Raw genomic sequence first — 25,179 nt, 5'->3', positions numbered from 1 at the left:
CCGAAACAGAAGTCTTAACAATAGCAGACTCGTTTGTTGATTCAGCGGGATGGGATAGCCAGGAGATTCCGCCGGGCTCATAACCCGGAGATCGGTAGTTCAAATCTACCTCCCGCTATGGTTTTGCCGACCTCAACTCCTGAGCGCCGAGTCTCGGCTCGGCGCGACCCACGAGGTCGGCCTCATAGCTCAGTAGATTTGAACCGGGGAGCGTCAGCGACCGGGGTTCAAATCTACCTCCCGTTATTCTCCTGAAAACGACACCCCAAGCAGCGCGTCTCGACCGTTCTACCTCGCCGACAAAACTTATTCAGTTGTCTCCAGTACCCTCCGTATCGGCCCTGTCGCTTTGCTCCACCCATGCCCTCCCTGACACGTCTCACCCCATTCCCTCGGATTTTCGCCGTTGAGGTCGTCCTCGCCGTCGTGTTTCTCGCCATAGGCGTGGTTCCGTTCGTCCTGTTCTCGGAGACGGGGCTTTCCGCACCGGCTGGAGTCGGGTGGTTGTGGGGACCTGCCCTGTTCTCGCTCATGGCGCTCTGGGTTCTTCTCGTCGCGCACGCCCTCGGCGACGCGTGGCGACTGCTTCGGCGTCGAAAAACCGGCGTGCTTGACGGCCGAGAGCATCTCGTCCACGGCGTCTTTCGGACGGTCGAAACGCTCTCGGCACTCGCGGCACCGGTCGTTCCGTTCGTCGTCGTAGACCGTTCGTCGGACGTACCGTTGCCACCGGGTGCAGCCGTGGCGATCGCCCTGTTTATCGCTGCGCCGCTGTGTGTCGCCGCCGTGGCTGTCCTCCTACACGCCGGGTGGTTGCTGTGGGTCGGTGATGACTCGTCGCGCGGTTCGGACACGGGACCGTACTGACCGCTTTCGAAGGAGATTTTCGACCCCGACCCAACGAGAGCACAATGAGCGACCTCGAACGAATCTGCGCGGTCGGCGACGTGCCCGACGACACGACCTTTCTCTTTCGGGTCCGCGCGGCCGACGACGCCGACGCGGAGGAGCGCGAGGCCATCCTCGTGCGCACCGATGACGGCATCCAAGGGTGGCTGAACTACTGCATGCACCTGACGCACATCAAACTCGACAAGGGGTCGGGCGCGCCGATGCGAAACGGCGAGGTCATCTGCCAGAACCACGGCGCGTACTTCGAGGCCGACACGGGCTACTGCAACTACGGCCCCTGCGAGGGCGCGGTGCTCGACGACCTCGACATCACGGTCGACGGCGACCACGTCTTCCTCTCGGACGACGAGTTCGACTACGTCGGACAGGGCGAAATCGAGACCGACCCCGCCGACCGGAGTTCGAGTTCGAACGTCGAGTTCTGACGGGGGACGCGGCAGAGCGACTCAGTTCTCGTCGCCGTCGCTGTCGCCGCTTGCGCCGCCGTAGTGGCGTCGCTCCACGTAGTCGTCGTAGAGCCGCGAGAGCAGTTTCGTCACCGGTCCATCGCCCACTTGGATGCCGTCGACCGTCTCCACCGGGCGGAGTTCCCACGTCGAGTTCGTGAGGAACGCCTCGTTCGCGCCGCGCACGTCGTCCGGCGTGAAGCGTCGTTCACGAATCGGGATGCCCTCCTGCCGGGCGAGGTCGAGGACGACGCGGCGGGTGATGCCGGGGAGGACCGGGCCGTCGAGACTCGGCGTGCAGAGCGCGTCGTCCTCGACGAAAAAGAGGTTGCTCGTCGCGCCCTCGGTGACGTAGCCGTCGGCGTCGAGCATGAGCGCCTCGTCCGCGCCGGTGACGCGGAGTTCCACGCGGGCGAGGATGCCGTTGAGGTAGTTGTGCGTCTTCGCCCGCGCGGGAAGCGACCGGTCGGGGATGCGCCGGGTCTTGACGGTCTGGACCGACGCGGGGCCGTCCCACACGGGGTCGGAGCCGCGGCCGCCGCGGGCGAGCGGTTCCACGATGACGACGACGCGGGGGTCGACCGCCTCGGCCGGTGTGAGGCGGCCGCCCTGACTGCCGCGGGTGACGGAGAGTCTGACGTACGCCTCGTTGAGGCTGTTCGCCGCCAGCGTCTCGTCGATTCGCGCACGGAGGTCGTCGTCGGACAGGCCGTGGATCATCCCGAGCGCGTCGCACGTCTCGGCCAGTCGGTCGGCGTGGGCGTCCCAGTGGAACACCTCACCGCCGTAGGCGCGGAGGGTTTCGAAGGCCGCGTCGCCGTAGAGAAAGCCGCGGTCGGTGACCGGAATCGACGCCGACTCCGCGGGGACGAGTTCGCCGTCGACGTAGTAGCGAAGCGACCGACTTTCGTCGTCGCCGTCGTCGCCGTCGTCGCCGTCGTCGCTGTCGTCGCTGTCGTCGCTCATCGCTCCGCCCTCCACGCGTCGGCCGCCGGGCTCTCGCCGGCTGCGAGCGCGACGAAGTTGCGGACGATGTCCTTCCCCGAGTCGGTGAGGATGCTCTCAGGGTGGAACTGCACGCCGACGTGGGGCTTCTCGCGGTGACGAACGCCCATCACGACCGATGGTTCGTCTCTCTCGTCAGTATCGGACCCGCCGGTTTCGGACCCCGCTGCGACCGTGTGGGCGGTCACCGCCAACTCGGATGGCACGTCGTCGTGCTCGACCGCGAGTGAGTGGTAGCGTCCGACTTCGATTCGCTCGGGCAGCCCCGAGAAGACGCCCGCGCCGTCGTGCTCGACGAGCGACGGCTTTCCGTGGACGACGTGGGGCGCGTGGCCGACGCGACTCCCGAGGGCGGCACAGAGCGACTGGTGGCCGAGACAGACGCCGAGCGTCGGGTAGTTGAGGTCGCGGAAGACCGATACCGAGACGCCAGCCTGCGCGGGGGTGCCCGGGCCGGGCGAGACGACGATGCCGTCCGGGTCGATGTCGCGGATGTCGTCGGCCGAGAGCGCGTCGTTGCGGTAGACGAGCACGTCGTCCGAGGCGGTCGAGCCCCTCTCGTCTCCGCTTTCCTCCCGCGCCTCCGCGACTGCCTCGCCGACGTACTGCACGAGGTTGTAGGCGAACGAGTCGTAGTTGTCGACGACGAGGATACGCGTCATCGCTCGGCCCCCACGGTCATGTCCGCGCGCTCGCCGAGCGCCTCGTCGATGGCGGTGATGAGCGCCCGCGCTTTCGCAAGCGTCTCGTCGTACTCGCTGTCGGGGTCGGAGTCGTGGACGATGCCCGCGCCCACGCGGAGATGGTACTCGTCTTCGAAGCGGACGAGCGTCCGAATGACGATGTTCAGCACCGCGCGGTCGTCGAAGCCGACGGCGAACATGCTCCCGGTGTAGGGGCCGCGCCGGGTGGCTTCGAGTTCGTCGATTATCTCCATCGTCCGGGGTTTCGGCGCGCCCGTGATGGTCCCGCCGGGGAACACCGCGGCGATGGCGTCGGCGAGGCTGGTCCCCTCGCGTCGGATTCCCTCGACCAGCGAGACGAGGTGCATCACCTCCGAGTAGCGGTCTACCCGGCGGTACTCCGTCACCTCGACCGACCCGTACTCGGAGACCTTTCCGAGGTCGTTGCGTTCGAGGTCGACGAGCATCGCGTGCTCGGCGCGCTCCTTCTCGTCGGTCGTCAGGTCGTCCTCCAGCGCGTCGTCCTCCTCGGGCGTCGCCCCTCGCGGGCGGGTGCCGGCGATGGGCTCGGTGACGAGGCGGTCGCCCTCGACGCGCAAGAGGAGTTCGGGGCTGGCGCTCACGAGGTCGACGCCGGGGAGTTCGAGCAGGCCCGAGTACGGCGCGGGGTTGACCTCCCGGAGCGCCGCGTAGGCGTCCACCGGGTGGACCGCGGCGGGTGCGACGAGTCGCTGCGAGAGGTTCGCCTGAAACGTGTCGCCGTCGCGAATGTACTGCTTCGCGGCGCGAACGCGGTCGGCGAACGCCTCGCGGCCGCAGGCGCTCTCGAACGTCGCCTCGTCGGCCTCGACGGGCGCGGAGACCGGCGCAGGGTCGCCTTCGACCGCTTCGACGGCGAGGTCGGTCGCCCGCGTTCTCGCCTCGTCGTAGACGGCGTCGAGGTCAGCGTCGTTCTCGACGACGGGACAGCAGGTGACGCGGAGCGTCGTCTCGCCGTCGTCGGGTCGGGGTTCCGCCCACGACGCCACGAGGTCGTACAGGCCGAGTTGGAGGTGCGGGAGCCCCCGGTCGTCAGTCGTCTGCTTGGGGAGCGATTCGAGTTCGCGGGCGGCGTCGTACGAGAGCCACCCGAACAGGCCGCAGGGGTACGGCACGTCGCAGTCGCCGCGGACGAGCGTCTCCGAGTCGACGAGCGATTCGAGCGCGGCGAGGCTCGGCGCGGTGTCGACGCCGGGGTCGCCCCAGTCGTCGTCGGTCGGGTCGTCGACGGTCAGGCGCTCGGCGGGGGAGACGCCGAAGGCACCCCAGCCGGGTTGCCCGCCGGTCGTCTCGTAAAAGAAGCCGCCGGTGTTCCGGCGGGCGCGTCGATAGGCGTCGAGGGGGTCCGAGACGACGACACGGACCTCGACGGGGACGCGTGCACCGGCGGGCGCGACCGCGGCGGTCGCACGAAAGTCGTCGCGGTCGGTGACGACGGTCAATGCGGTCATTACGCACACCAGTCTGTCCGCCGAGTAAACGGTTTCGCGACGTATCTACGAGATGTCGGAAGCGGTCGCCAGTCGGGAGAAAAGTCGCGTCGGTCGCCCGAGACGCGCGTCGGTTACGCGTCGCCGGCGCGGTCAATCCAGCGCTGGACGCGCTTCGGCGACACGTCGATCTCGTCGCCGACCTCGTCGGCGTCGGCCGCCGCGAGGTCCGCGATGGTCTCGATACCGATTTCCGAGAGGCGCTCGGCGTACGCCGGGCCGATGCCGCGAATCGTGTCGACGGTCGGCGCGTCGGGGTCGGCGGCCGACTCATCGGCCGTTTCGTCGTCTGCAGTTTCCTCGTCGTCCGCTTCGTCTTCAGCCTCCGCTTCTTCGTCGCCTTCGTCGACTGCTTCTTCGTCCGATTCCTCGGCTTCGTCTTCGTCGGGGTCAGTGGATTCAGACTCGTCTTCGACCTCGGGTTCGGGTTCGTCCTCGGGTTCGGGTTCGTCCTCGGGTTCGGGTTCGTCCTCGGGTTCGGGTTCGTCCTCGGATTCGGATTCGGACTCGGACTCGGGCTCCGCTTCGGCGTCTTCGTCCTCCGGTTCGGCTTCCTCGATGGCGTCGGCCGCCACCTCGGCGTCATCGCGGGCGTCCTCGTCGTCCACTTGGGACTCCGCGTCGGCTTCGTCTTCGACCGCTGATTCGACCGCGTCGTCGGTCTCTTCGTCCGCCGTCTCGTCCGCCGATTCCGTCTCTTCGACCGGTTCCTTCACCGCGGCCTCGGTCTCGGTGTCCGGTTCCTCGCGCTCGGTTCTGGTGTCGCGTTCGACCGTAACGGTCGCCGTGTCGTCACGTCCCTCCTTCGAGGAAGACGACGAGTCGCCACCAACGAGGGATTTCCAGAGCGACGAAATAGTGTCAAGCAAGCCCATGTTACCTTCTCCTATGCAATCCCGTTATTTAAAAACCAGCGGCCTCAGTCGCTCTCAAGGTGGCCCCGGAGCGCGGCGTTCATCGCTTCGACGGGCGCGTCGCGGTCGGTCCACAGTTCGAAGGCTTCGACGCCCTGTAGGAGAAGCATCCACGCGCCGTCGATGGTGACCGCGCCGGCCGCGGCCGCCTCGCGGAGGAGTCGAGTCTCAAGCGGCGTGTAGACCGCGTCGAGCACCGCGAGGTCGCCGTGGAGGTACTCCGACGACACGGGCGTCTCGTCGGGCGACTCCATCCCGACGCTGGTCGCGTTGACGAGGGCGTCCGCGTCCCGAATCCGGTCGAGCGTGTCCAGTCCGCCGCCGGTCGCGCCGGGGACGGCCTCAGCGAGTTCGACCGCGGTCTCGGCGGTCCGGTTGGCGACGTGGACCGACGCGCCCGCGTCGGCGAGGGCGAACGCGGCGGCCCGCCCCGCCCCGCCGGCACCGACGACCACGGCCTCCCGTCCGTCGAGGCCGACGCCGTGGCGCTCGAACGACCGGGTGACGCCCGCCGCGTCGGTGTTGTACCCTTTCGGCGTCTCCCCGCCGAAATCGACCGTGTTGACCGCGCCGATGCGCTCGGCGAGCGGGTCGGGGTCGACCAGTTCGAGGACGTCCTGTTTGAACGGGATGGTGACGTTCAGCCCCGAGATTCCGAGAGCGTCCGCGCCCCCGACCGCCGCCGCGATGTCGTCGCGGGCGGGCTCGAACGTGACGTACCGGGCGTCGAGACCGGCTTCCTCGTAGGCCGCCTCGTGCATCGGCGGCGACAGCGAGTGCCCGACGGGGTTGCCGACGAGACCGTAGACTTGCATGGGCGGGAGGTGACCTGCCGACGATATAACTCGCCCGTCCGCGTCGGATTCCGCCGGGACTCAGTGACCCGCGAGGCGCGGATGTCCACCCGTCTGTTCTCCCGTGATAGATTGTCGCGGGCCCACGGTGTACCGGCGCGCTTTTAGTCCCCCGTTGGTCTACTCCCGCGTATGTCGGCACTCGCAACCCTGCTTTCCTTCGATACCGCGCTCCTCGTGGCGGGTATCGTCGCGCTCTACCTCGGGGCCGAGGCGCTCGTCGAGGGCGCATCTCGACTCGCCATCGGCCTCGGTCTTCGGGCGGCCATCGTCGGTGTGACCATCGTCGCGTTCGCGACGACCACTCCCGAACTCTTCGTCGCGGTCCTGAGCGGTCTGGGCTACAGCTCCGACCTCGGCCTCGGCGCTATCGTTGGTTCGAACATCGCCAACATCGGCCTCGTCCTCGGAATCTCGGCGCTCATCCAGCCGATGGGCGTCTCGACCGCGACGCTCCGCCGGCACGTCCCGTTCATGATTGCCGCGGCGGTCGCGCTCGTTGCCCTCGGGATGGACGGGAACCTCAGCGCCGTCGACGGCGGTGTCCTCCTGCTCATCCTCGTCGCGTTCACGGGCTATCTGCTCTACCGCGCCCGGTCGGCGACGGCAGACGCCATCGGCGCGGACGAAATCGACATCGAGGACGAAGACGAGGTCTCCGCGCAGTTCAAGGACGTCGTCTACCTCGGACTCGGTCTGCTCCTCCTGTTCGTCGGCTCGAACTGGCTCATTCAGGGCGGACAGGGACTGCTCGAATCCTTTGGGTTCGGTCCGCGGTTCATCGGGCTGACGGTCCTCGCGTTCGGCACGTCGCTGCCGGAACTCGCGGCGTCCGTCATCAGCGCGGTCCGCGGCGAGTCGGAGTTCAGCATCGGCAACGTCGTCGGTTCCAACATCTACAACGTCGTCGCCGTCCTCGGTATCCTCGCCATCATGGTTCCCGTGAACGTCCCCGCGAGCACCATCTCGCTGGACTTCCCGGCGCTTCTCGTGTTCACTTTCGGGGTCATCGCGCTGATGCTCCGCAACCGCGACGTGTCCCGCCTCGACGGCGGCATCCTCGTCTGCGGCTACCTCGTGTTCTTCTGGCTCATTCTCCCCTAACGAGCACGCTGACGACTTCGGGCGTCCTACACGCCGTGTCGGGCCGATTTTGAAACACAAGAGCTACCGGCTTCGGCTTCGCCCTTGTAGCCACGATGGTCGGACAACGACTCAGTCACCCGCTGACCGCGGTGTTCGGCGCCGCGCTCCTGACGGTCCCGTGGCTGGGCCTCCACACGGTGTTCGGCGTTGACCTCACGACCGGCGTCACCGTCGCCCTCAGCGGTATCGCCGTTCTCGGCGCTTCGTTCCTCCTCGCGTGGGGCGCGGAGACCGCCGAGGCCGACGTGCCGCGGGCGTTCGCGCTCGCCATCCTCGCGGTCCTCGCGGTCGCCCCCGAATACGCCGTTGACGCCCTCTACGCTTGGGAGGCTGGCATCAACCCCGGCTCCCCCGAATCGGCCGAGGCCGCGAGCCTCGCGGTCGCCAACATGACCGGCGCAAATCGCATCCTCATCGGCATCGGCTGGTCCGCAATCGCCCTCTTCACCGTCTACCGCGCCCGTGACACCGGCGACGAGGCGGTCGAGTCCCGTCCCGGCTTCCTCGCGGACGTGGTCCGTCTCGACCACGGCATCGCGACCGAGATTCTGTTCCTCTTCGCTGCGACCGTGTTCGCCTTCTTCGTCCCGCTCGGCGCGGGCATCGGCGCGGTTGACATGTTCGTCCTCGTCGGCCTCTACGCCGCGTACATCTTCGTGGCGATGAACTCGCCGCACGAGGACGAAGAGCAGATCGGTGTGCCCGCGTACCTCCAGTCGTATCGGAAACCAAAGCGCATCGCCACGACGCTCGCGCTGTTCGTCTTCTCGGGTATCGTCATCCTCGTCGCCGTCGAACCGTTCGCTCACGGCCTCGAAGCGCTCGGGAAGTCGGTCGGCATCCCCTCGTTCCTGATGATTCAGTGGGTCGCGCCGCTGGCGAGCGAGAGCCCCGAACTCATCGTCGTGGCCTACCTCGTCAACAAGGCGCGGTCGACCGCCGGCTTCAACGCGCTCATCTCCTCGAAGCTCAACCAGTGGACGCTCCTCATCGGGACGCTCGTGCTCGTCTACAGCCTCTCGCTCGGCTACTACGGCCCGCTCCCGCTCGACACCCACCAGATGGGCGAACTCTGGCTGACGGCCGCCCAGAGCTACTTCGCCATCGCCATCCTCATCACGTTCTCCATCAGTCTCCGCGAAGCGGTTGCCCTGCTTGGGCTTTTCTTGGCGCAGTTCGTCTACTCCGTCACCGGACTGGCGCTCACGCTCCCGATTCCGGGACTTGGGGTGGTCACCTTCGACGGCGCAACCTCGCTCATTGGCTTTTCGGTCATCTATCTGGTCGTCGGGACGGCGCTTTTCGTCCGGCGGCGCAAGCAACTCGCTGCGGTCGCAAAGCTCTCTGTTCGACGCGTTCGCGGCGACTACGGCGCGAACGAGATTCCGGCCGCGGTCGAAGACTGACCGGCTTCCCTCGCCGCTTCCGACGCCCTTTTCGCCGACCTCGGCGACCCTCGTATCGTGATTGGAATCGTCGTCAGCCGCGCCGACAGCGCATCGGTTCACATCGGCGAGCACCTGCTCGAACTCGCCGACTGGGACGAACGAACCGACGGGGACCGACCCGACGCCGACGGCGGCGGCACCGTCTTCTTCTGCGACGGCTTCGAACTCCGCGAGTTCGACGACCTGCACATCGACCTCGACGACCCGGCTGCGGCGTTCGACGCCGACCTCGACCTCCTCGTCGTCGTCTCCCGGCACTCCGGCGAGACCGGCGCGCTCTTGACCGCGCACTTCACCGGGAACTTCGGCCCCGCCGACTACGGTGGCGATCCGGGGCAGTTCGCCCGCGCGTGCCCCAACGCCCAGCGCGCCGTCGTCGAGGCGCTCCGCGAGCGCGCGCCGGACGACTACGAAGTCGGCATCGAAGCGACCCACCACGGCCCGACCGAGCCGACGGTCCCCTCGATGTTCGTCGAACTCGGGAGCGACGAGGAACAGTGGGGAGACCCCGAGGGGGCCCGCGCCGTCGCGGCGGCCGTCCTCGACATCGAGGGCGTCGCGCCCGACGCGGACCGTCAACTCGTCGGCTTCGGCGGCGGCCACTACGCCCCGCGGTTCGAGCGCGTCCTCCGCGAGACCGACTGGCGCGTCGGCCACATCGCTGCCGACTGGCAGCTCAAGGCGATGGGCGCGCCCGAGAACAACCGCGACGTGCTCCGCCGGGCGTTCGAGGCCTCCGCGGCCGACCTCGCGCTGGTCGACGGCGACCGCGACGACCTCGCGGCCGCCCTCGAAGCCGAGGGGTTTCGGGTCGTCTCCGAGACGTGGGTCCGCGAGACCTCGGGCGTCCCCCTCGACCGCGTCGCCGCTCTCGAAGCGGACATCACCGCGGTCGACGAGGGCCTCCGCTTCGGCGCGCACGTCCACGCCGACGACTACGCGGTCGTCTCGCTCCCCGACGGCCTGCTCGGCGAGGCGCAGGGCATCGACCTCGACGCCGCGCTCGACGCGGTCCGTGAGACGACCGTCGCCTTCCACACGACCGAGGGCGGGACGCGCGCGGTGGGTCGCGCCGCCGTCGCGGGCGACGGCTACGACGAACTCGTGTCGCGGCTCTGCGACGTGCTTCGCGAGAAATACGACAGCGTCGTCCGCGACGACGGGGCGGTCACGGCGGCGGCTCGGGCGTTCGACCCCGCCGCCGCACGCGAGTTTGGCGTTCCCGAGGGCCCGGCGTTCGGCAAGCTCTCGGCCGGGCAACCGGTCGAGATTGACGGCGAGACCGTCGCGCCCGAAGACGTCTCGAAAGAGCGGCTGGTCGAGTTCACGGTGTGACCCCCGGCGGAGCGCGGCCAACCGATTTCGGCCCGTGAGCCGTTCTGTGCCGCGGGCTCACATGTCACGTTTCGGCACGAATCGGCGGCTCGTCGGACAGATGTCTGACGGAAGGGGGAAAGATAATTAGTCGTCCTCCGTAAACCGTCTCCATAAATATGGACTCTATCGTCGGCGACGCAATTGACGAGGCCGAGGCCGAGGACATGGGGGATGAGTCGGTTCAGGTCGACGACTCGACCAACATCAACCGGTCCGGGACGATGACTGACGACGAACTGAAAGCGGTTCTCAAAGACCTCCAGACCAACATCACGGTGGTCGGGTGCGGCGGTGCCGGCGGGAACACCGTCAATCGGATGCACGAGGAGGGAATCAAGGGGGCGAAGCTCGTCGCCGCCAACACCGACGTGCAACACCTCGTGGAGATCGGGGCTGACACGAAGATTCTCATGGGCGAGCAGAAGACCCAAGGCCGCGGCGCGGGCTCGCTCCCGCAGGTCGGCGAGGAGGCCGCCCTCGAATCCCAAGAGGAGATTTACGACGCCATCGAGGGCTCCGACATGGTGTTCGTCACCGCCGGACTCGGCGGCGGTACCGGTACCGGCTCGGCCCCCGTGGTCGCCAAGGCGGCCCGCGAGTCGGGCGCGCTCACCATCGCCATCGTCACGACGCCCTTTACGGCCGAAGGCGAGGTGCGACGAACGAACGCCGAAGCCGGTCTCGAACGGCTCCGCGACGTTTCGGACACGGTCATCGTCGTGCCGAACGACCGCCTGCTCGACGCCGTGGGCAAACTCCCCGTCCGGCAGGCGTTCAAGGTCTCCGACGAGGTACTGATGCGCTCGGTCAAGGGCATCACCGAACTCATCACCAAGCCCGGTCTCGTCAACCTCGACTTCGCCGACGTGAAGACGGTCATGGAGCGCGGCGGCGTCGCCATGATCGGTCTCGGCGAGTCCGACTCCGAGTCCAAGGCCCAAGAGTCCGTCAAGTCCGCCCTCCGCTCGCCGCTTCTCGACGTGGACATCTCCGGCGCGAACTCCGCGCTGGTCAACGTCACCGGCGGCTCCGACATGAGCATCGAGGAGGCCGAAGGCGTCGTCGAGGAGATTTACGACCGCATCGACCCCGACGCGCGCATCATCTGGGGGACCTCGGTCGACGACGAGCTCGAAGGCATGATGCGGACGATGATCGTCGTCACCGGCGTCGAGTCGCCTCAAATCTACGGCCGCAACGGCGAGGTGCAGTCGCAGGCCGAAGGTCGCCTCGAAGACATCGACTACGTCGAGTAGTCGCCGTCGGCGACGCGGCCGGGAACGCGTCCACCGGTCCTCGCGGTCCGGATGCCCTCCGTTCTCCTCCCCTCGCGTTCCGAGTAGTGGCGTCACTCCGCCGGATTCGGCGTTCTCGCTCGCCTTCGAGACCGAATTCGGCTCGACGGTGCATCAATAGATAGAAAAAGCCCGACGCCTTAGGCCCCAGCAACATGGACGTTAAGTACGACCTGAACAGCTACGTTCGCGTGTTGAAACTCGCGAGCACCCCGTCCTGGCAGGAGTTCTCCCAGATCTCCAAAATCGCCGGCGCGGGTATCTTCCTCGTCGGACTGCTCGGTTTCATCATCTTCGCGGTCATGAGCTTCCTCCCCGGAGGGGTCTGAGATGCCCATCTTCGCCGTAAAGACCACCGCTCGCCAGGAGCGAACGGTTGCAGACATGATCGCGTCGAAGGACTTCGCCGAGATTCACGCCGTCCTCGCGCCCGACTCGCTCACGAGTTACGTGATGGTCGAAGCCGACGACGACGGTATCGTCACGCGCGTCCTCGAGGAGATTCCGCACGCCCGCGGCCTCGTCGAGAGCGGCGGCGCGGTCGGCACCTCCAGCATGGCCGAAGTCGAACACTTCCTCTCGCCGACGCCGGACGTGGAGGGTATCGCGGAGGGCGACATCGTCGAACTCATCGCCGGCCCGTTCAAAGGCGAGAAGGCGCGCGTCCAGCGCATCGACGAGACGAAAGACCAGGTCACCGTCGAACTGTACGAGGCGACGGTCCCGATTCCGGTCACCGTCCGCGGGGACCAGATTCGCGTCCTCGACTCCGACGAGCGGTAAGCGTCCGCCCCGACGAGGACTCTCTTCTCTCTCAGTCTCGGCTCGACTCACCGCGCGAAGAGCGCCGCGTCCCCCGTCGATATCCACCCACCCGGTGACTCCCATGTCCCCCGACAGTCACCGACGAGGCCGTCTCGCACGACCGTGTCGCGTCCCACCGCGACCAGCCTGACTCTCCGACTCGTCTACAGCGCGCCCTGCTCGCGGAGCGTCTCGACGACGCTGTTGAGGTCGGCGTCCGCCTCGACGGCGTCCTTTACGTCCTCGCGGATGCGGACCGCGGAGGAGTCGGCGTCGTACGCGCGGACGAACTCGGCGCGGGTGTGCTCGTCGAAGGCGTGTCGAATCGCGAAGTAGCCCTCGGGGACGATGGTCCCGCACACCTTGCACTCGTGGCGCTCGTGTTCCACCGTCTGGTGGATGACCGCGCTTTCCGCGTCTTCGAACCGACCGTCACACCCTTCGATTCCGCACTTCCACCGGGACATGTTCCCACCGACGGACGTGAGCGACAAAACCGTTTCTTCGACCGCCCGGCGTTCGACAAATAGCAACCACTAACTGATGGCTGACCCGACCGTACCGTGTGAGCGCGACCACGACGACGCGGGTCGATATGCACGTGAAGATTCTCGACGAGCGGGTCGTCTCGCGCGCGAAAGCCCGCGGTGTCGACGTGCTCGTCTACGCGCCGCATTTCGTCCGCCTGCCCGACATCCGCGCCCGCGCGGAACGATTCTCCGACGACGACCTGCTCGTCGTCCCCGCCCGCGAGGTGTTCACGGGGTCGTGGCGCGACCGGAAACACGTCCTCGCGGTCGGCCTCTCGGACCCAGTGCCCGACTTCATCACCCTCGACGGGGCCTTCGCGGAGTTCGACCGGCAGGACGCGGCGACGCTCGTCCCGCACCCCGAGTTCCTGACGGTGAGTCTCACCGCTGAGGACGTGGCCGCCCGCCGCGACGACATCGACGCCGTCGAGACGTACAACACGAAGACCCTACCGCGGGACAACCGCCGCGGGCGCGACATCGCCCGCGAGACGGGGCTGCCGGGGTTCGCGTCGTCCTACGCGCACCTCCGCGGCACCGTCGGCGAGGCGTGGACTGAGTTCGACTGCGACATCGACTCCGAGGCCGACCTCGTCACTGCACTCCGCGAGGGAGCGGAACGCCGGGTCGTCCGCCGCACAGGGGTCTCCCACGCGCTCCGCGGTGCGGCCGAGTTCGCCCACCTCGGCTACGAGAACTCGTGGGGGAAGGTCGACCGACTCCTGCTTTCGGGGATGGAGCCGACGCACCCGAGCCACATCGCCTACGACGGTCGGTTCGACGACGTGAGCGTCTACTGAGTTTCGCGGAGCGGAGTTGAGCGGAGTTCTGTTGACCCCGCCAGAATCCGTCAGCATCGCGGCCGCCCCGCCCTCAGAGCACCGCGGTGAACGTCGCCGCGGCGTCCGCGAGGGACACGTCGAGCGAAAAGAGGTAGTAGTGGACGCCCGCGAGAACGCCAAGTTCGGCGACCGTGACGACGACGGTCACCGCGTCGGCGTGTTTCGAACTCGTCGCCACGCCGGTCGGCAGGTCGTACTCCTGCGGCGAAAGCGGGTAGAACAGCGCGATGCCGCGCTTCGAGCCGACCATGTCGAGGACGTAGTGGGTGGCGACACCGATCCAGACGAAGTGGAGGTTGCCGAAGACGAGCGGGAACGCGAGGAATATCGCCAGCACCGGGAGGTTGTGGAGCGTCTTGCGGTGCTTGCCGAAGGCGGTGTCAACGTCGGGGAACAGCGCGCCGAGGACGACGGGAAGCGACAACTGACCGATTTTCTGGGCGAGGAGGAACGCCGAATCCATCGTCGGTTCGAACGACCGCGGGTCCACGGTGAGGATGACGCCGAGCCCGAGCGCCAACAGGATGGCGTTGAGCACGTGTCCCTTCTTGTTCATGGATGCAGACTGGTCCGGCGGGATACAAAGCTTTCCCACGGAACCGACCGACGGCGGCCGTGCGACCGGCTCAGCCGGTCGTGGCGGACTCGATTTCCTCGTGGAGGAGTGCGAGCGCCCCACGTGCAATCTGTTCTTTGACCTGCGTCCGCGACCCGTCGTACTCGAAGCGCTCGACGCGGGCGTACGAGTCGCCGGACCCCCACGGCGCGGCGAAGGCGACGCCGACGAAGACGGTGCCGACCGGCTTGCCGGGGAGGCCGCCCTCGGGGCCGGCGATACCTGTCGTCGCCAGCCCCCACGTCGCGTCGGCCACGTCGCGGACACCGGCGGCCATCTCGCGGGCGACTGGTTCTGAGACGGCTCCGTGTTCGTCCAGCGACTCCCGTGAGACTGCCAGTTCGTGGCGCTTGGCGTCGTAGGAGTAGGTGACGAGCGAGCGGTCGAAGTAGTCGCTGGAGCCGGGCACGTCAGTCAGGAGCGACCCGATGAGACCGCCGGTGCAGGACTCCGCGACCGCGACGGTGTGGTCCGCCTCGCGGAGGGCGTCGCCGACGTGGACCTCCTCGGGCGGGTCGGATGCGAACTCGCGCATACGACCGACGACGGGCGGTCGGGACAAAAGCGGTCGGGGAAGTTACCTGCGGGGTTGGTGCCGCGGTCGGCACCGAAGCGACCGGCTAAAAGTCCACCGGCGGTTCCGAGACCGAGAAGTACACAAAGCCCCGCGGTGTCGGGTCCGACATGGACATCGACGTTGAGCCGACGGAGCGACCCGACGCCGACGAAGACGACGACGCCGGCGACGACGGGCCGGCCGAAATCGAGGTGGAAGTCACCGACCCCGACGAGGTCACGTCGACCGACACCGAGGACCTCCCCGAGGGCATCGACGCCCCGGATTACGTCCTCTACGGCGGCAAGGGCGGCGTCGGGAAGACCACGATGGCCGCGGCGACGGCGCTCGCCAGCGCGGCCGACGGCACCGCGACACTCGTCGTTTCCACGGACCCCGCGCACTCTCTTTCCGACACGCTCGGCGTGCCGATCCCCGACAAGCCGACTCGGATTCGGGAGGAGATCCCCCTCTACGCGGCCGAAATCGACCCCGACGCGGTCATGGACGGGCCGTTCGCCGGCGGCGACGGCTCGGGCGAAGAGTTCGACGACGAGACCGACTTCGAGACCGGCGAGTACGACGACGACAACCCCTTCGCCGGCGGCGACTCGGACTCCCCGTTCGGCGGGATGGGTGGCGGAATGGGCGGCTTCGAGGACCTCCTCGGCGGCGACGGGCCGATGGGGATGGGCGGGCCGATGCCCGGCGCGGACGAGGCCGCGGCGATGCAGCAGCTCCTCGAATACATGGACGACCCGCGGTTCGACCGCGTCGTCATCGACACCGCCCCCACGGGCCACACGCTCCGCCTGCTCGAACTCCCCGAACTGATGGATTCCATGCTCGGCCGCATCGCCCGCATGCGCCAGCGCTTCTCCGGCATGATGGACAACCTCAAGGGGATGTTCGGCGGCGGCCCCGACGACCCGCAGGCCGGCATGGCGGACCTCGACGACCTCCGCGAGCGCATCGAACGCCTGCGCGCGGTCCTCCGCGACCCGACGCGGACCGACTTCCGCGTCGTCATGATTCCCGAGGAGATGAGCGTCGTGGAGTCCAAGCGCCTCGTCTCGCGGCTCGACGAGTTCGGCATCCCCGTCCAGACGCTCGTCGTCAATCGCGTCATGGAGTCCGTCGAGGACGTGGCGAACGTGGACCCCAAGTGGATAGAGTCGCCCGACCTGGAGAACTGCGGCTTCTGCCAGCGCCGCTGGCAGGTCCAACAGGACGCGCTCCGCTCGGCGACGAACCTCTTCCGCGGCCGCGACGTGAAGCGGGTGCCGCTGCTCGCAGAACAAGTACAGGGCGAAGACGCCCTCCGAGTCGTCGCGACCTGTCTCGACTGACGCCGTGCGGAGTCGAAGGGGTCGTCAGCGCGGGCCGTCGGCGCAGGCCGATCGCGACGGGTCGGATTCAGGGAAGTTTGCGGGCGAAACCGTAGAGCGCGTCGCGCCACGCGTCGGGTAGGAAGCGCGCGAGGACGCCGACGCGGGCGACGGTTCCGGGCTGGTAGCGCGCCCGCGGCTTGGTCGAACTCGCGGCGTTGACGATGTCTTCTGCGACCCGCTCGGGCGGAATCGCGCCGGGACCGCTGCTGCCGAGCGCCTGCGAGTCGTCGAACAGCTTGTAGAGTTTCTCGTACGCGCCCGAGCGTTCGAGGCCGTCGGCGTCTTCGCCGTTGCCGTTGACCTCGTCGTCGACGCGGTTCGAAAACTGCGTCTCGACCGGTCCGGGTTCGACGAGGACGGCGTCGATGCCGTACTCCTCGACCTCGGTGCGGAGCGCGTCGGTCATCGCTTCGAGCGCGAACTTCGAGCCGGCGTAAATGCCGGTGCCGGGGAAGGCGACGCGGCCGACGACGCTGGAGACGTTGACGATGGTGCCGTCGCCCTGCGAGCGCATGTGGGGCAACACGGCCCGGATGAGTCGGTGCGGGCCGTAGACGTTCACGTCGAACTGGTCGTGGACCTTCTCGGTCGGCACGTCCTCAACGGGGCCCATCTGGCCGTAGCCGGCGTTGTTGACGAGACAGTCGATGCGGCCCTGCTCGTCGGCGATGCGGTCGACCACGCGGTCGACGTCCCCCTGGTCGGTCACGTCGAGCGTCGCGATGTTCGCGCCGCGTTCCCCCAGCGTCTCGATGTCGGCCGGGTTCCGGGCGGTGGCGTAAACCTCCCACTCCTCGTCGAGGAAGTCGAGCGCCGTCGCGCGCCCGATTCCCGAGGAGCAACCGGTGATGAGGACCGTCTTTTGATGCACGTCGGTAGGTCGAACCGCGCGCTGTTAAGTGTACGCGGTTCGCCACGATTGGGTCTCGTTCGTCGGGACGGCGGCCGGAGAAGCCGATGCGAGCGCGCGCGGGTTCGAAGTGCCCGCGGGCTCAGCTCACGCTTCGTACTGCGCTTTCGCCTCGTCGGCGTAGGCGTCGGCCAGTCGAGTCGGTTCGGGGAGCTTGTAGGACCCCGAGAGCCGGGAGACGAGGTCGACCGCCGTCTCCGCGGAGAGGCGGTGACCGGGGCTGACGTACAGCGGGTTCACGATGGGCCGCGAGTCGTACTGCCGCGACTGGAAGGCGTAGCCGATAGTCGTCTCGGGGTCGGCGGGGTGGCCGCCGACCGGGTCGACCGAGTCGTCGGCGCGAATCGGCGTTCGCCAGCCCTCCGGCCGGCCGTCAACGTCCTCGCCCGGCGTCCCGCAGAGGAGGGACTTGGCGACGCCGATGCTCGGCGCGTCGCAGACGACGCCGAGGTGGGTGGCGAGGCCGGCCTGCCGGAAGTGGATGCGGCCGGAGCCGTCGAAGACGAGCAGGTCGGGGTCGCAGTCGAGTTCGGCGAGTGCGTCGAGGATGGGGCCGCCCTCACGGAACGAGAGCAGGCCGGGGATGTACGGCAGGTCGAGGTCCGAGACGGCGTGGACGCGCTCGACCACCTCGCCGCCGCGGAGGACGACAACGGCGCTCAGCGCGCGGTCGTCCAGAAACGACTGGTCGATGCCGGCGACGAGCGGCGGTGGCGAATCGGCGTCACCGCCGGGTACCGTTGCGTCCGTGAGCGTCTCGCTTTCTCGTTCCGGCGAGTCGAGCGAGACGCGCGCCGGGTCGAACGGCAGGTCGTCTTCGAAGACAGCGGCCTCGGCGACTCGGCGCTGAAGCGACTCCATTTCGTCGCGCGAGAGTCCGGGGCGCGGCGCGAGGTCGGAGCGGACCGGGCGCATCTCAGAACCGGCCGCGGCCGGGGCCACCGGGGCCACCGGGGCCACGACCGCCGAGCGACATCTGCGAGGGGACGCTCTGGCGACCCTTCACGCGCTGGCCGTAGACGAGGCCGATGACGAGGCCGATGAGGTGCGCGAAGTGGGCGATACCGTCGGCGCTCTGGCTGACGAAGAAGAACACCGAGATGCCGGCGAACCCGAGCGTGAACAGCCACAGCGGCACGGGAATGATGAAGTATAGATAGATTCGGAGCCCCGGGTTGAGCACCGTCAGGACGCCGAGGACGGCCATGATGGCTCCGCTCGCGCCGACGACGGCGCTCGGATCAAGCGGTGACAGGAGCATCGACGAGCCGACCTGCGCCAGTCCGGCGAGCATCCCGCTGATGAGGAACAGCGCCGCGAACTTCCGCGACCCGACGTAGCGCTCCACCAGCGGGCCGAAGAAGAACAACACGATGGAGTTGCCGACGATGTGGTAGAAGCCGCCGTGGGCGAATATCGAGGTGACCCACGTCCAGACGTACTCGGGGTGAATGCTCGTGAGGTAAAAGGCGCTGATCGAGAGGTTGGGCAGTCCGAGGAACTGCTCCAAGACGAGTTGGGCGAAGAACGTGAGCCACATCAGCGCGAGGAACAGGTAGGTGACGTTCCCGCGGAAGTAGCCGAGCACGCCGCCGGCGCCCGTGAGCGAACTCAGCAGTCCGCCGCCGCGGCCGCCCTTGTTGTTCACCGAGTCGTCGAAAGAGCTATCGAAGACGCCAGCGGGGTCGTCCCAGTCGGAGAGCCCCGCGCAGTCGTGGTTCTCGGGGAGGCGGTGTTCGGAACAGAACGTCCCGCCACACCGTGAACAGCGGTACGGCAGACTCTCGTCTTTGCCGCACACGTCGCAGATAGGCATTACCAACGCCTTACAGCGGCGAGATAAAAAGGGGTTCCCTCATGAATGCGGTGTGTGAACATACGACGTTTCGGCGGATGGATTCAGGCGTTTCGTCGCTCCAACCCGTCGGTCGTGCGCTATCTCAGAGGCGGTCGCGTGGCTGTTGTCCTCGGAGACATCGCTGTCGCTCTCGGTAGTCACCGCGCGAGAAATTCGGGGTTACGCGTCTTCGGAGGACGCTTCCTCGGCGTCTTCGTCCGCCTCGTCGGCGGGCGTGAAGTTCGTGGGGACGACGGTCGGGTGCTGAAGCCCGAGACGGGGTTGCTTGGCTGCCATACTCGTCTCGACGTACCCGACACAGGAACTAAAGATTACCCATGCGCATAATTTATCGGTCGATGCGCCGGCGATAACTGTCGGGTATCCGCGCCGCCGACGCTGGTCGGTTTCCGTCGGACGCGTCTCGGGAGTCGACGCCGCGGTCGGCGGCGACGCTCTCGCTCGAAGGGTGGCGTCGAAAAAAGCGCGCGGCGAAGTCGCTTACGCGAAGTTCTCTTCGTAGAGGTCCATCGCGTGCTCGATGGCGTCCTTTGCGGCCTGCTTGTCTTCCCAGCCCAGCGTCTCGACTTCCTTGCCGGCCTCGAGGTTCTTGTAGGTCGCGAAGAACTCGTCAATCTCGTCGAGCGTCTGCTGCGGGATGTCTTCGAGGTCCTCGATGTGGTCGTAGCGGGGGTCCTCGATGGGGACGGCGATGACCTTGTCGTCCTGCTCGCCGTCGTCGTCCATCTTCATGAGCGCGACCGGGCGGGCCTCGATGACGCAGCCGGGGAACGTCTGGTCCTCGACGAGGACGAGCACGTCGAAGGGGTCCTCGTCGTCGTAGTACGTCTGCGGGATGAAGCCGTAGTCCGACGGGTAGTGGACGTTGGAGTGGAGCACGCGGTCGAGGACGACGCCGGGGATGTCCTTGTCGTACTCGTACTTGTTGCGCTCACCTTTGAGGCACTCGACGACTGCGTAGATTTCGTCCGGCGCGTTCGGGCCGGTCTCCATGTCTTCCCAGAGGTTCACCATACCGAACCCATCCTCGATGCGGGCAAAAGTCCTTTCGGGATTGGTCTCGTACCGCTGTCATCCGAGTCCCGTCGGCCGCTTCGAACCCCTCTATATGTAGAGGTATTCCCCACAGAATCCCACGACGCTACTCCTATGCGTCTGAGATATTCCCCGGGTATGCCCGTCCGGCTACTACGCGTCGTCTTCCGTTTGTCTCCGTGACTCGACTCTGTGCAATACCCGGCACTCGTGTGCGCTCCGCCCCAATTTCTTTGTATAATGGCCCTCCGTACGACGGCGAAACAGACTGCTCGTTGACAAAGTTTAAATAGGAAGGTGACATTTCCATATGCATGTCAGAGGCACAAACAATTGGCAACAAATCCGGTGCGGCTCGGGACCTCACCGCGTTCCAACAGAACATCCTCGTCATTCTCGCCGAGGAACCGATGTACGGCCTGGCTATCAAGCGTCACCTCGAATCGTACTACGACACCGAGGTCAACCACGGGCGTCTGTACCCCAACCTCGACGACCTCGTCGAGATGGGTCTGGTGGAAAAGAGCGAACTCGACAAGCGGACGAACCAGTACGAACTGACCGACGACGGCCTCCAGGCGGTCCTTAACCGCTTCGACTGGATGCTCTCGAAGTTCGTCACCGACGACGAGCGCGCCGAGATGGTCTCGGAGCTCGTCGAAGGCAAGCTGTAATCGGCTGAACACACCGCACGAACCGCGGGGTTCGCTCAGTTGTATTCGGGCACTTCGGCGTCTGCGGCGTCGAAGAGCAACTCGAGCGACTCCGGTAACAACGACCGCTGTTCAGCGGTCGGCCACGCGTTGCGTGGATAATATTCTTCGACGAACTCGTGCACTTCGGGAGCGCCAGCCATCTCGATTCGCCGGACGTAGTGGTTCCCGAGGAAGTCCGCGAACGCCCGCGCGTTCGCCGCGTGGTCCGCGCCGTGTTCCTCGGCGACGGCCTCGACGTACGCCGCGTTGTGCTCTTCGACCGCGCCCCACTCGTGGTCCTCTCCGGCCCCCGACAGGGGGCGCTCGATTCCGCGGTCAACGTCGTCTATCTCGGTCGGGTTGACGACTCCGTCGTCGTCGACCCACTCGTCGGGGTGGAGCACCAACACGTCGTCCTCTTCGCGGTGTCGCGCGCGGAACTCGTAGTCGCTCACGAGGTCGTCGCGGACGGACCGGTACGTCGCGGCCTCGTCGGGGTCCACGGCGTCGCGGGCCAGCCGCGTCAACCGCTCTGCCTCCGCGAGCACGTCTTCGGGGAGTTCTGACTCAGGCATCGTCGAGGGCCTCGTTGGCTAGGGAGTCGGCGCGGTCGTTTATCTCTCGCGGTACGTGCTCCAGCGACCAGCGGTCGAACGCCGACAGCAGCTCTCGGGCCTTCACGCGGCGCTCTTTGAGACCGGGGTCGTTCGTGTTCCACTCGCCGCGGACCTGCTTGACGATCAACTGCGAGTCCCCGCGCACGTCGACCTCGTCGTAACCGTACTCCTCGGCGACCGACAGCGCCTCCACGAGCGCCTCGTACTCCGCGCGGTTGTTGGTCGTCTCGCCGATTCGCTTCGAGCCCTCGGCGACGATACCGTTGCTGGTCACGATAGCCCAACCGATGGCCGCAGGGCCGGGGTTCCCGCGGCTCGCGCCGTCGAAGTAGACGTGCGCGCGGCCGCCTTTCGGCTGGATGAGCGCGAGCAGATCCGTTGGCCGCGACCCCTGTACGACGACTTTCCCGTCGTAGGCGACGGCGCTGGCGTCACCGCGTTCGGCGCGCCACCGCTCGTGGTCGGTGTTTCCGGGCGAGACGGACACGCCCGCGGCTTCGAGTCGTCGTCGGGCTTCGTCGGGGTCGCACTCGACGGTCGGCATACCGTCACCTCACCGGTGATTCGGTAAAGGCGCTCCGTTCGCCGCTGAGAGCGCAGCGACACTCCGACGAACCCCGCCAAAGGTTGAAGTGCAAGGAAATAGACAATATATAAATGCGATGAAACGGCCTACCCGCCAGCGGGAGCGTGAGCACGACCGGACTCGATGGGGAGACGAGTCACAGGACGACGAGACATCAGAAGAGGAGTTGGACCTCGACGACCTCGACCCCGAGGAAGTCGTTCGGACCGGCGACGGCGAGTTGATTCACGAAGAGACCGGCATCATCATCGAAGAAGAGCGCATCGACCCCGGCCCGGAGTGGCGGGCGTTCAACCACTCCGAGCGGCAGTCGAAGTCTCGCGTGGGCGCGCCGACCACGCAGACGATGCACGACAAGGGGCTGACGACGACTATCGACTGGAAGGACAAAGACGCCTACGGCCGCTCTATCTCCTCGAAGAAGCGGTCGCAGATGCACCGCCTGCGCAAGTGGCAAGAGCGCATTCGGACGAAAGACGCCGGCGAGCGCAACCTCCAGTTCGCCCTCAGCGAAATCGACCGCATGGCGTCGGCGCTCGGCGTCCCGCGGTCGGTCCGCGAGGTCGCCTCGGTCATCTACCGCCGGGCGCTCAGCGAGGACCTGATTCGCGGGCGCTCCATCGAGGGCGTCGCCACCTCGGCGCTGTACGCCGCCTGTCGGAAGGAGGGTATTCCCCGTTCCCTCGAAGAGATTTCCGAGGTATCGCGCGTCGAGCGCAAGGAAATCGGGCGCACGTACCGCTACATCTCGCAGGAACTCGGCCTGGAGATGCGGCCGGTGGACCCGAAGAAGTACGTCCCGCGATTCTCGTCCGAACTCGACCTCTCGAAGGAGGTCCAGTCGAAGGCGAACGAGATTATCGAGACGACCGCGGAACAGGGGCTTCTCTCCGGGAAGTCGCCGACTGGCTTCGCCGCCGCCGCAATCTACGCCGCGTCGCTTCTCTGCAACGAGAAGAAGACCCAGCGCGAGGTCGCGGAGGTCGCGCAGGTGACGGAGGTCACCATCCGGAACCGCTACCAAGAACAGATCGAAGCGATGGGCATCCACACCTGAGCCCGCCCACGCGAGTCGCATCCCTTTCTGACCCCGGACGCGTCGCCGAAGGTTCATACCCGCGGGCGACCCACATCGGGTGAATGCGGCTCGACGAGTACATGGACATCGAGCGGGACGAGCGCGCCGAGCGGCGGCGACTCGCCGAGGAGAAGTCCTACGGCATCCTCGACCACCTCGAAACGTTCCAAGACCGGTTCGAGGAGACGGTGCAGGGAGACTCGCTGTACGGCGGCGTCTCCCCGTCTATCTTCGTCGGGCGGTCGAACTACCCGAACGTCTCGACGGGAATCCTCTCGCCGGTCGGCCACGACGAGGACGCGGCTTCGTTCGAGACGAGCGCCGCGTGGTACGACGAGGGCGTGAGCATCGACGACGTGTTCCAGCGGCGCACCTCGCTTCTGAACTCAAATCGCGGGACGAAGGTGACGAACGTCGCCGACTCGTGGGACGGCTTCCTCGGGACGCAACGCGAGGTCGCCATCGCCGACCGCCCCGTGACGGTCGAAATCGGCCTCGACGGGAAGCCCTCTCTCGACCTCGACGCCAGCGCCGACGACGTGGCGACGCCGGTCGGCCCGCGGGCCCGCGCCCGCTCGGCCGACCTCGCGGAGAACCCGCACGTCCCCAAACTGGTGAAAAAGACGCTCGAAGACGACGACTGGAACGCCGAGGGCGCGATGACGTACCTCTACCGCCGCGGCTTCGACGTGTACGACATCAACACCATCCTCTCTGCGGGCGCGCTCGGCCAGACCGAACAGCGCCGACTCGTCCCGACGCGCTGGTCTATCACCGCCGTCGACGACACGCTCGGACAGTATCTCCGCGGGCAGGTCAAACACGCCGACAGCATCGACGGCGTCGAAATCTACCGCAACGAGTTCATCGGCAACGCCTTCTGGGTCATCCTCACGCCGGGTCGCTGGGAGTTCGAACTGATAGAGCTGAAAGCGCCGGGGAGCGTCTGGAACCCCGACCCCGAGGCGGGGATGTACCTCGCGGCCGACCGCGAGGGCTACGAGGGCCGGACCGGCTACGTGAACGAGACGGCCGGCGCGTACCACGCCTCCCGACTCGGCGTCCTCGAACACCTCCAAGAACGCGGCCGACAGGCGAAGGCGCTCGTCATCAGACACGTCTCCGACGACTACTGGGGACCCGTCGGCGTCTGGCAGATACGCGAGTCTATCCGCCACGCGTTCGAGGGCGAGATGGCCGAAGCCGAGACGTTCGGCGACGCCGTCCGCGACGTGACGGAGTACCTCCCGGTGTCGCTTGCAGACCTCCGGCGGAAATCCACGATGGCCGCGGGCCTCCAGACCGACATCTTCGACTTCACGTGAGCAACGTATTTTGACAGCCGGATAATACGTTTCCGCATGGTCCCGTTACAGGTTCCCGGCGGTCCCGAACTGCTCATCATCATCCTCATCTACGGCATTTTCGCGCTCCTCCCCGTGGTCGCGGCGCTCGTCGCGCTCTACCTGCTGTACAAGATTCGCGGCGACGTGAAGCGCATCGCGGACGCGCTCGACGCGCGAGACGGACTGTAAGTCGAGACGGCCGCGTCCACTTGCTATCTCGCCTACGCCTCGGCCGCGTCGAGGTTGGCGAGCGCCTGTTCGACGAGTTCGCCCGTGTCGGCGATGATGTCGGCCATCTCGTCGTTGTCGGGTGCGATACCGATGAGTCGGGCGACACGCATGATGCTCAGGTGGTAGACCACCTGCTTGCCCGGTTCTTCCTCCCAGATGACCACGTTACACGGGAAGAGTCCGCCCATCTTCTTGTCGGTGGCGTCGAGCGCGCGGTCCGCCATGTTCGGGTTACACGCGCCGAGGACGTAGTAGGGGTCGCGGCCGGCGTCCACTTTCTCGTTGAGCATCTCGGAGGGCGAAAATTCGGTGGCGACACCGAACCCGGCGTCGGTGAACGCCTCGCGGACGCGCTCGATTGCCGCCTCGTGTTCCATCTCGAGGACGACGCGTTCCTCGCCGATGTCTTCCGGTTTGATGGCGCTGGGGTCGATTGGGAGTGCCATGACCAACCCTTTGCTCTCCGTCGGTGAAA

General features: G+C 67.0%; 29 protein-coding genes and 1 tRNA gene. 15 read left to right on the top strand and 15 right to left on the bottom strand.

Annotated elements, in window-relative coordinates; genetic code table 11:
* Positions 1 to 43: 43 nt before the first annotated feature.
* From AM590_RS09275 to AM590_RS09265, 3 genes are all read left to right on the top strand, one after another.
* Positions 44 to 118: transfer RNA gene (locus tag AM590_RS09275), tRNA-Met, on the top strand.
* 308 nt (positions 119 to 426) lie between these two features.
* Positions 427 to 867, top strand: coding sequence for a hypothetical protein (locus AM590_RS09270; RefSeq protein WP_253805915.1), 441 nt, complete (start codon positions 427 to 429; stop codon positions 865 to 867).
* A gap of 44 nt (positions 868 to 911) precedes the next feature.
* On the top strand, positions 912 to 1,337 hold the full coding sequence (locus tag AM590_RS09265; protein WP_004064939.1) for a Rieske 2Fe-2S domain-containing protein: 426 nt from the start codon (positions 912 to 914) through the stop codon (positions 1,335 to 1,337).
* 21 nt (positions 1,338 to 1,358) lie between these two features.
* Here AM590_RS09265 and AM590_RS09260 read toward each other — a convergent pair whose 3' ends face one another.
* From AM590_RS09260 to AM590_RS09240, 5 genes are all read right to left on the bottom strand, one after another.
* Positions 1,359 to 2,324, bottom strand: a complete 966-nt coding sequence (locus AM590_RS09260; protein ID WP_058827271.1) for an aminotransferase class IV — start codon at positions 2,322 to 2,324, stop codon at positions 1,359 to 1,361.
* Entirely contained in the window at positions 2,321 to 3,025 is a 705-nt protein-coding gene (locus AM590_RS09255; protein ID WP_058827232.1) for an aminodeoxychorismate/anthranilate synthase component II, read from the bottom strand. Before AM590_RS09255 ends, AM590_RS09260 begins: the two co-directional genes overlap by 4 nt.
* On the bottom strand, positions 3,022 to 4,536 hold the full coding sequence (gene pabB, locus AM590_RS09250) for an aminodeoxychorismate synthase, component I (RefSeq protein ID WP_058827231.1): 1,515 nt from the start codon (positions 4,534 to 4,536) through the stop codon (positions 3,022 to 3,024). The genes AM590_RS09255 and pabB overlap by 4 nt, the downstream gene beginning before the upstream one ends.
* A gap of 113 nt (positions 4,537 to 4,649) precedes the next feature.
* The gene (locus tag AM590_RS09245; RefSeq protein ID WP_058827230.1) at positions 4,650 to 5,450 is read right to left on the bottom strand and encodes a helix-hairpin-helix domain-containing protein; all 801 of its coding nucleotides are present in this window, start codon (positions 5,448 to 5,450) and stop codon (positions 4,650 to 4,652) included.
* 44 nt (positions 5,451 to 5,494) lie between these two features.
* Positions 5,495 to 6,304 (bottom strand): shikimate dehydrogenase, encoded by an 810-nt coding sequence (locus AM590_RS09240; protein ID WP_058827229.1) that lies wholly within the window; start codon positions 6,302 to 6,304, stop codon positions 5,495 to 5,497.
* A 171-nt stretch (positions 6,305 to 6,475) separates the two neighbouring features.
* Between AM590_RS09240 and AM590_RS09235 the strand changes: the two genes are divergently transcribed.
* From AM590_RS09235 to AM590_RS09210, 6 genes are all read left to right on the top strand, one after another.
* Positions 6,476 to 7,447, top strand: coding sequence for a calcium/sodium antiporter (locus tag AM590_RS09235; protein ID WP_058827228.1), 972 nt, complete (start codon positions 6,476 to 6,478; stop codon positions 7,445 to 7,447).
* A 131-nt stretch (positions 7,448 to 7,578) separates the two neighbouring features.
* Positions 7,579 to 8,895, top strand: a complete 1,317-nt coding sequence (locus AM590_RS09230; RefSeq protein ID WP_058827270.1) for a sodium:calcium antiporter — start codon at positions 7,579 to 7,581, stop codon at positions 8,893 to 8,895.
* Between the two features lie 57 nt (positions 8,896 to 8,952).
* Complete coding sequence (locus AM590_RS09225; protein WP_058827227.1) at positions 8,953 to 10,272, top strand: D-aminoacyl-tRNA deacylase; 1,320 nt, start codon at positions 8,953 to 8,955, stop codon at positions 10,270 to 10,272.
* 158 nt (positions 10,273 to 10,430) lie between these two features.
* On the top strand, positions 10,431 to 11,570 hold the full coding sequence (gene ftsZ / locus AM590_RS09220) for a cell division protein FtsZ (RefSeq protein ID WP_058827226.1): 1,140 nt from the start codon (positions 10,431 to 10,433) through the stop codon (positions 11,568 to 11,570).
* 194 nt (positions 11,571 to 11,764) lie between these two features.
* A complete protein-coding gene (locus AM590_RS09215; protein WP_004044219.1) occupies positions 11,765 to 11,938 on the top strand; it encodes a protein translocase SEC61 complex subunit gamma in 174 nt (57 codons plus the stop codon).
* Position 11,939: 1 nt separating this feature from the next.
* Positions 11,940 to 12,392 (top strand): transcription elongation factor Spt5, encoded by a 453-nt coding sequence (locus AM590_RS09210; RefSeq protein WP_058827225.1) that lies wholly within the window; start codon positions 11,940 to 11,942, stop codon positions 12,390 to 12,392.
* A gap of 185 nt (positions 12,393 to 12,577) precedes the next feature.
* Here AM590_RS09210 and AM590_RS09205 read toward each other — a convergent pair whose 3' ends face one another.
* Entirely contained in the window at positions 12,578 to 12,880 is a 303-nt protein-coding gene (locus AM590_RS09205; RefSeq protein ID WP_049905009.1) for a hypothetical protein, read from the bottom strand.
* 98 nt (positions 12,881 to 12,978) lie between these two features.
* Between AM590_RS09205 and AM590_RS09200 the strand changes: the two genes are divergently transcribed.
* Positions 12,979 to 13,743, top strand: coding sequence for a PHP domain-containing protein (locus AM590_RS09200; RefSeq protein ID WP_172795785.1), 765 nt, complete (start codon positions 12,979 to 12,981; stop codon positions 13,741 to 13,743).
* A 73-nt stretch (positions 13,744 to 13,816) separates the two neighbouring features.
* On the opposite strand, the gene AM590_RS09195 is transcribed toward AM590_RS09200, so the two are convergent.
* Together AM590_RS09195 and AM590_RS09190 are read right to left on the bottom strand one after the other, a co-directional pair.
* A complete protein-coding gene (locus tag AM590_RS09195) occupies positions 13,817 to 14,341 on the bottom strand; it encodes a metal-dependent hydrolase (protein WP_058827224.1) in 525 nt (174 codons plus the stop codon).
* Between the two features lie 70 nt (positions 14,342 to 14,411).
* Positions 14,412 to 14,936 carry a CinA family protein gene (locus tag AM590_RS09190; RefSeq protein ID WP_058827223.1) on the bottom strand — a complete coding sequence of 175 codons (525 nt, stop codon included), beginning with the start codon at positions 14,934 to 14,936 and terminating at the stop codon, positions 14,412 to 14,414.
* 149 nt (positions 14,937 to 15,085) lie between these two features.
* On the opposite strand from AM590_RS09190, the gene AM590_RS09185 reads away from it, so the two are divergent.
* The gene (locus tag AM590_RS09185) at positions 15,086 to 16,306 is read left to right on the top strand and encodes an ArsA family ATPase (protein WP_058827222.1); all 1,221 of its coding nucleotides are present in this window, start codon (positions 15,086 to 15,088) and stop codon (positions 16,304 to 16,306) included.
* Between the two features lie 67 nt (positions 16,307 to 16,373).
* Here the strand turns inward: AM590_RS09185 and AM590_RS09180 are convergent, their stop codons facing one another.
* From AM590_RS09180 to AM590_RS09165, 4 genes are all read right to left on the bottom strand, one after another.
* Positions 16,374 to 17,219, bottom strand: a complete 846-nt coding sequence (locus tag AM590_RS09180; RefSeq protein WP_058827221.1) for an SDR family oxidoreductase — start codon at positions 17,217 to 17,219, stop codon at positions 16,374 to 16,376.
* A gap of 126 nt (positions 17,220 to 17,345) precedes the next feature.
* Positions 17,346 to 18,173 carry an endonuclease V gene (locus tag AM590_RS09175; RefSeq protein WP_058827268.1) on the bottom strand — a complete coding sequence of 276 codons (828 nt, stop codon included), beginning with the start codon at positions 18,171 to 18,173 and terminating at the stop codon, positions 17,346 to 17,348.
* A 1-nt stretch (position 18,174) separates the two neighbouring features.
* The gene (locus AM590_RS09170) at positions 18,175 to 19,074 is read right to left on the bottom strand and encodes a rhomboid family intramembrane serine protease (protein WP_058827220.1); all 900 of its coding nucleotides are present in this window, start codon (positions 19,072 to 19,074) and stop codon (positions 18,175 to 18,177) included.
* Between the two features lie 522 nt (positions 19,075 to 19,596).
* Positions 19,597 to 20,130 (bottom strand): inorganic diphosphatase, encoded by a 534-nt coding sequence (locus AM590_RS09165; RefSeq protein ID WP_058827219.1) that lies wholly within the window; start codon positions 20,128 to 20,130, stop codon positions 19,597 to 19,599.
* Between the two features lie 335 nt (positions 20,131 to 20,465).
* Between AM590_RS09165 and AM590_RS09160 the strand changes: the two genes are divergently transcribed.
* Positions 20,466 to 20,825 (top strand): PadR family transcriptional regulator, encoded by a 360-nt coding sequence (locus tag AM590_RS09160; protein WP_042663701.1) that lies wholly within the window; start codon positions 20,466 to 20,468, stop codon positions 20,823 to 20,825.
* A 35-nt stretch (positions 20,826 to 20,860) separates the two neighbouring features.
* Here AM590_RS09160 and AM590_RS09155 read toward each other — a convergent pair whose 3' ends face one another.
* A complete protein-coding gene (locus tag AM590_RS09155; RefSeq protein WP_058827218.1) occupies positions 20,861 to 21,421 on the bottom strand; it encodes a hypothetical protein in 561 nt (186 codons plus the stop codon).
* Complete coding sequence (rnhA, locus tag AM590_RS09150) at positions 21,414 to 22,007, bottom strand: ribonuclease HI (RefSeq protein WP_058827217.1); 594 nt, start codon at positions 22,005 to 22,007, stop codon at positions 21,414 to 21,416. Before rnhA ends, AM590_RS09155 begins: the two co-directional genes overlap by 8 nt.
* Before the next feature lie 118 nt (positions 22,008 to 22,125).
* Between rnhA and AM590_RS09145 the strand changes: the two genes are divergently transcribed.
* The 3 genes from AM590_RS09145 to AM590_RS20825 all read left to right on the top strand — a co-directional run bounded on the left by AM590_RS09145 (position 22,126) and on the right by AM590_RS20825 (position 24,662).
* Positions 22,126 to 23,106 (top strand): transcription initiation factor IIB family protein, encoded by a 981-nt coding sequence (locus AM590_RS09145; RefSeq protein WP_042663705.1) that lies wholly within the window; start codon positions 22,126 to 22,128, stop codon positions 23,104 to 23,106.
* 83 nt (positions 23,107 to 23,189) lie between these two features.
* Positions 23,190 to 24,452, top strand: coding sequence for a DNA repair protein NreA (gene nreA, locus AM590_RS09140; RefSeq protein WP_058827216.1), 1,263 nt, complete (start codon positions 23,190 to 23,192; stop codon positions 24,450 to 24,452).
* Between the two features lie 36 nt (positions 24,453 to 24,488).
* Positions 24,489 to 24,662 (top strand): hypothetical protein, encoded by a 174-nt coding sequence (locus AM590_RS20825; RefSeq protein ID WP_172795784.1) that lies wholly within the window; start codon positions 24,489 to 24,491, stop codon positions 24,660 to 24,662.
* A 32-nt stretch (positions 24,663 to 24,694) separates the two neighbouring features.
* On the opposite strand, the gene AM590_RS09135 is transcribed toward AM590_RS20825, so the two are convergent.
* Positions 24,695 to 25,150: a DUF302 domain-containing protein gene (locus AM590_RS09135; RefSeq protein ID WP_004972792.1), complete on the bottom strand. Its 456-nt coding sequence runs from the start codon at positions 25,148 to 25,150 to the stop codon at positions 24,695 to 24,697.
* Positions 25,151 to 25,179: the final 29 nt, after the last annotated feature.

Origin of the sequence: Haloferax sp. Q22 (assembly GCF_001482285.1) — an archaeon.
Taxonomy (GTDB): Archaea; Halobacteriota; Halobacteria; order Halobacteriales; family Haloferacaceae; genus Haloferax.
Note: the sequence above shows the minus strand (reverse complement) of the source record. Positions and strands in the feature narration are given on the sequence as shown.